Annotated in this window: 2 protein-coding genes; both read right to left on the bottom strand. The window is 47.0% G+C overall.

Annotated features, from left to right (window positions below; genetic code table 11):
• Nucleotides 1-236: pilus assembly protein (locus tag R7P67_RS24875; protein WP_318086326.1), on the bottom strand; the 236-nt coding region annotated here is incomplete at its 3' end.
• A gap of 28 nt (nt 237-264) precedes the next feature.
• Nucleotides 265-1,279 (bottom strand): hypothetical protein (locus R7P67_RS24880; protein WP_318086327.1); only part of this gene is annotated, 1,015 nt, incomplete at its 5' end.

Here is a 1,279-nt window from a genome sequence, read left to right on the forward strand (position 1 = left end):
CCGTATACCACCACGTTTTTGATTTTGGTTTCATCGGCAATACCTTCAAAATCCAACGTGCCATACGTGTCCACCACCGCATAGCGAGCGCCATTTTGCAGCGCTTTATTGACCTCGGTGTACTGAATAAAAGCACGACAGACATCGATAACCAGAACCGTAAGCATCAACAACACTGGCAATGCGAGAATAAATTCAATAATCGCAAGCCCTTCTTGGTGCCGACCTCTTCTCATTTGAGTTTTGAATTTCAAATACAACATATTAAGAGGCTCCGCTGAATGGATCTTTGTATAACTGGATCCGGTAGAAACCTTTGTCGGTTGGGTCTGTTCCTGTTGAACCGTTATTGATCAAGCAATCGTAAAGGAACTGCCCAAAGACAGATGCTTGACCAGAATTACTGACTTTTTGTAGCAAAAAGAAGCAACCAAATCCCAACACATCGAAGTCGGACTTACCTGTCGATTCTGTACAATTAACGATTGGGATACGTAAGATTCGGCGTCCGTTAGAACCACCATCACCTGTGTAACTGTCGTAATCACAAGAACCGCCACTTTCACAAGAACTCAGCTCCTGACGATAGTTGGCGTAATACAAGTCACCCGCATATTCAGCGTCGGTTTCAGCCAAAATATCAGGCTCTCTTACATACTTATCTGGTAAAACCGTACCGTCGTTTTTAATTGGGCCAGAGAAGTCGTTAAGTCTTACATTCAACCCTTGCGCAACGGGGCCAGCGCTATTCCCTGGTTTGGTTGTCACGGTATTCCCAACGGCTGCGCAACCGTTGTAAGCACCAGACAATGCATCACGAACCAAAGCCGCACCGCTATTGCCAGTCGCTTGACCAAAATCGAGCAACTGAAAGTTACCCGGCCCCATATCGGTATTATTCTGATCGCCAACTTTTAACTCGTGCACAAGCGACGGATCCATATCCACATTCGGATCATAACCCGGTGGACGATACCCCCATGCGTCTTCAACCGTACCATTTGGATCGCCACACATCGCAATCGGCGTTAAGTTACATGTGTAAGCAATCGCCGCGCTTCGTCCCGCAACGGCACTGGCCGAAACGTTCTTAACAATCCCAAATACAGCACTCAGATACTGAGAAATCCCCATGTCAGTTACCGCGACGCGAACATAAATATCGTACTCGCCTGTCGGTGGCGTAAAGCTCGCCGCATTTACAAATGTCTGCATGTCGTGCGAGAACGTCACGGATGTGTTGCCGTCAGTAAACGATAGTTCAGTATTACCTAATTCC

The sequence above is a fragment of the Vibrio sp. Vb0937 genome (genome assembly GCF_033338855.1).